This window comes from Microbulbifer mangrovi (assembly GCF_002009015.1).
Lineage (GTDB): Bacteria > Pseudomonadota > Gammaproteobacteria > Pseudomonadales > Cellvibrionaceae > Microbulbifer > Microbulbifer mangrovi.
The window spans coordinates 1-3,574 of record NZ_LZDE01000152.1; the positions used below are offsets into that span (position 1 = coordinate 1).

The 3,574-nt window shown below is 59.6% G+C and carries 4 protein-coding genes; 3 read left to right on the top strand and 1 reads right to left on the bottom strand.

The window, feature by feature from the left end:
- On the top strand, window positions 1–147 hold a 147-nt coding region (locus B4U49_RS00960), incomplete at its 5' end, for a PPC domain-containing protein (protein WP_143735455.1).
- A 97-nt stretch (window positions 148–244) separates the two neighbouring features.
- Here the strand turns inward: B4U49_RS00960 and ahr are convergent.
- Window positions 245–1,252, bottom strand: coding sequence for an NADPH-dependent aldehyde reductase Ahr (ahr, locus tag B4U49_RS00965; protein WP_078082728.1), 1,008 nt, complete (start codon window positions 1,250–1,252; stop codon window positions 245–247).
- A 146-nt stretch (window positions 1,253–1,398) separates the two neighbouring features.
- Here ahr and B4U49_RS00970 point away from each other — a divergent pair, with 146 nt between their 5' ends.
- Both B4U49_RS00970 and gmk read left to right on the top strand, forming a co-directional pair.
- On the top strand, window positions 1,399–2,643 hold the full coding sequence (locus B4U49_RS00970; RefSeq protein WP_078082729.1) for a sterol desaturase family protein: 1,245 nt from the start codon (window positions 1,399–1,401) through the stop codon (window positions 2,641–2,643).
- Window positions 2,644–2,882: 239 nt separating this feature from the next.
- Complete coding sequence (gene gmk, locus B4U49_RS00975) at window positions 2,883–3,503, top strand: guanylate kinase (RefSeq protein WP_078082730.1); 621 nt, start codon at window positions 2,883–2,885, stop codon at window positions 3,501–3,503.
- Window positions 3,504–3,574: the final 71 nt, after the last annotated feature.

Below are 3,574 nucleotides of genomic sequence, written 5' to 3' on the forward strand. Positions count from 1 at the left end.
ACCAGCAGCTACGACTGCCGCCCGTATCGCTGGGGTAATGACGAGAGCTGCAGCATCAACAACCCGCAGGCTGGTACCTGGTATATCAGTATCCGCGGATACAACAGCTACTCGGGTGTCACCCTGCAGGCTGAAGCCGCGCCCTAACAAAGCAACTCTCTCTCAAATCGCAAGACCCCAACCTTGCTTGGCCGGCATTTGCCGGCCTTTTTTGTGCGCGGCGTTTCTGCGCGCGTCTGTCCGGTTACTTGCCCGCTTCCAGCACGATCCGATAGCGCGCTTCGCCGCTCTCGAGTCGCGCAAACGCTTCATTCACCTTGCTCATGGGGAAGTGCTCCACCTTGGGCGCAATATTGTGACGCGCAGCGAATTCGAGCATATCGGCAATAGTGGCGGGACTGCCCACGGGCGAGCCGGAAACCTCGCGCTGTGCCATCAACAGGTTGAACACATTGAGATCCAGCGGCTCTGTGGTGGCACCGACAAAGTGCAGGCGACCGCGAGGTTTGAGGGTCGCCAGGTAGGTATTCCAGTCCAGCTTGACGTTAACCGTGGAGATAATCAGGTCGAACTGGCCGGCTGCGGCCTTGAGTACTTCCGGGTCGCGGCTGTTCAGGGTGTGATGGGCACCGAGTTCCAGGGCTTCAGCGCGTTTGCTTTCGCTGGAGGTAAAGGCGGTGACGTCGCAGCCCCAGGCATTCAGGAACTGCAGCGCCAGGTGTCCCAGTCCTCCGATGCCAATCACCGCCACGCGACTGTTGGGCTTGATATCAAACTGCACCAGCGGGTTGTACACAGTGATACCAGCACAGAACAGGGGACCGACCACGGCGGGATCCAGGCCATCGGGCACTGCTACAACACTCGCCGCACTTGCCCGCACCTTGTCGGCAAATCCACCGTGATGACCAATGATAGTGGGCTGCGCCTGGGCACAGAGATTCTGGTGACCGGTATCGCATTCGCCGCAGTGCCCGCAGTAGCCCGAGTGCCAGCCCAGCCCCACGCGCTGACCCTGCTTCAGGTGGCTTACCCCATCGCCCAGGGCGACAATACGCCCGACCACCTCGTGCCCGGGGACAACCGGAAACGCGGTCATACCCCACTCATCGTTCACCACACTCACATCACTGTGGCAGAGGCCGCAGTACTCCACCGCAATTTCCACCTGTCCGTGTTCGAGGGCACCCGGGTCATAGCTGAACGGCTTGAGTTCCGCGCCGGCGGACTCGGCGGCATAGGCGTTGATCATATTGGCTCCCGTTTTATTCGGTTATTGACGAAAAATGCTCACGGATTTCGGAATCCGGTCTCTGGGGACATTGTTCACTTTCCCGGCTGTGGCAACATTACCCTCGAGGTTAGAACAAAAATAGTTGGACAACTTCCGAGGTGCCCGTGGGTCTTGTCACTGCTGCCATCCCCTTCTTTCTGCTCGCTGTGTTGCTGGAGCTCGCGCTGGATCGCTGGCGCGGCTGGGGTCTCTACCGTCTGAACGATGCCATTGGCAGTCTCGCCGCGGGCGTGATGAGCCGGATACTCGGATTGATCCGGGTGGGCATCCTGCTGCTCGTCTACGTGCCGCTGTACCAGTGGCTGGAGCCTGCTTACCAGACGCTCGGTATCCAGTGGTCCCTCGACAATCCCTGGCACCTGCTGCTGGCGGTAGTCGCCTACGATTTCTGTTACTACTGGAATCACCGCTTCAGTCACGAGATCAATATCTTCTGGGCCGAGCATCTGGTGCACCACCAGAGCGAGGATTACAACCTGACCACGGCCCTGCGCCAGACTACCGATGTGGTCCCCCTGGGCTGGATTTTCTACCTGCCACTTCTACTGATCGGCATGCCCTGGGAAGTTCTGGTTACCGCCGGGGCTATCGACCTGATCTACCAATTCTGGGTTCACACCCAGAAATTCCCCAAGGTGCGCTGGATGGAGTGGTTCCTGGTCACTCCCTCCAACCATCGGGTGCACCACGCCCAGAACAAGGTCTATGTGGACCGCAATTACGGCGGTGTGCTGATCATCTGGGATCGGCTGTTCGGCACTTATCAGGAGGAACTGGAAACGGATCCCTGTATCTATGGGGTGCGCAAACCACTAAATAGCTTCGATCCCCTGGCGGCCAACCTGCAACACTACAAGCGCATGTGGCTGGATGCGGTATACACCAAGAGCTGGAAAGAAAAGCTCACCCTGTGGTTCCGCGCCACCGGCTACCGTCCGGCAGATGCGGAAGCAGCAATGCCAGTTCCCAGTGGCGACCTGGACAACTTCCAGCGATTTAACCCGCAGATTGCACCGGGTCTCCGCTGGTACGCACTGATACAGCATCTGGTTTACTCCGGTGCCGCACTGACGCTAATGGCCAGTGCCCAGCAGCTGGACTACGCCACAACGGCATTGATGGTACTGATGCTGGTTATCGGCCTGGTGGTCAACGGCCGCATCCTCGACGGCGAACCGCGCAGCAGGCACTGGGAACTGGGACGGCTGATGCTAATGGTGGCGAGCCTGCCGCTGCTGCCCGCGACAATATGGCTGCCGGTAACCGGATACTGTCTCGCCAGTGGCGCCGTGTGGTGGTGGTTGGTTTTTAACAATAAAGACGATACAGTCACTGCCGTTCGCAATTAGCAACAGGAATCCGCAGTAGCCGCCAGCCTTCCCCAAAGGCGAAGCGGTTGAGATTCCGCAGGCACCCCCGACCGGCTTCGGAAGACCAGCCGCCCCGCGGCAAATATTCCGAAAAAGCCCAACACTTTGCCCCCAGCACCGGTCGGGGCCCCGCCTGTTTACGGTTCGCGCGTCGCTACCAGCTTTCGTTATAATCCCCGCCCATCACCACAATCACCATCACTGCAGCAAGGTTCGCCGTGTCCACAGGTACTTTATATACGGTCTCCGCGCCCTCCGGCGCTGGCAAAACCAGTCTCGTCAAAGCGCTGATCGAGGCGGATAGCGGGGTTACCGTGTCCGTATCCCACACTACCCGGCCCATGCGTCCCGGTGAGGTTGAAGGCATCAACTATCATTTTGTGGATCGCGATGAGTTCGTGGAGATGCTGGGGCAGAGCGCGTTCCTGGAGCACGCGCAGGTGTTCGACAACTTTTACGGCACCTCCAAAGCGTGGGTTGAGGAAACCCTCGCCAGCGGACGGGATGTGATCCTGGAGATCGACTGGCAGGGCGCCGAACAGGTGCGCAAGCTGATGCCGGAGACTGTGGGGATCTTTATCCTGCCACCATCCCAGCAGGCGCTGCTCGAGCGCCTGACCGGGCGCGGCCAGGACGATCAGGCGGTGATCGACAAGCGCATGGCGCAGGCGATCGATGAGATGTCTCACTATGTGGAGACCGACTACCTGATCATCAACGACGATTTCGCCACCGCGCTCGCCGAACTGCGTGCCATCATGGTGGCCGAGCGCCAGCGGTTGGGCCGCCAGCAGGAAAACCACGGGGCACTGTTGCAGTCACTGTTGCGAAATCAGTAGGTTGAAAGGAATTCCCTGGCGGTGACGCTATCGGGGGCAGCGGTGTGAGACACGCCGTGAACCCATCCATG

Coding starts and splice junctions, on each gene's coding strand:
- ahr (WP_078082728.1), bottom strand. CDS start 1,252: ATGATCAACGCCTATGCCGCCGAGTCCGCCGGCGCGGAACTCAAGCCG.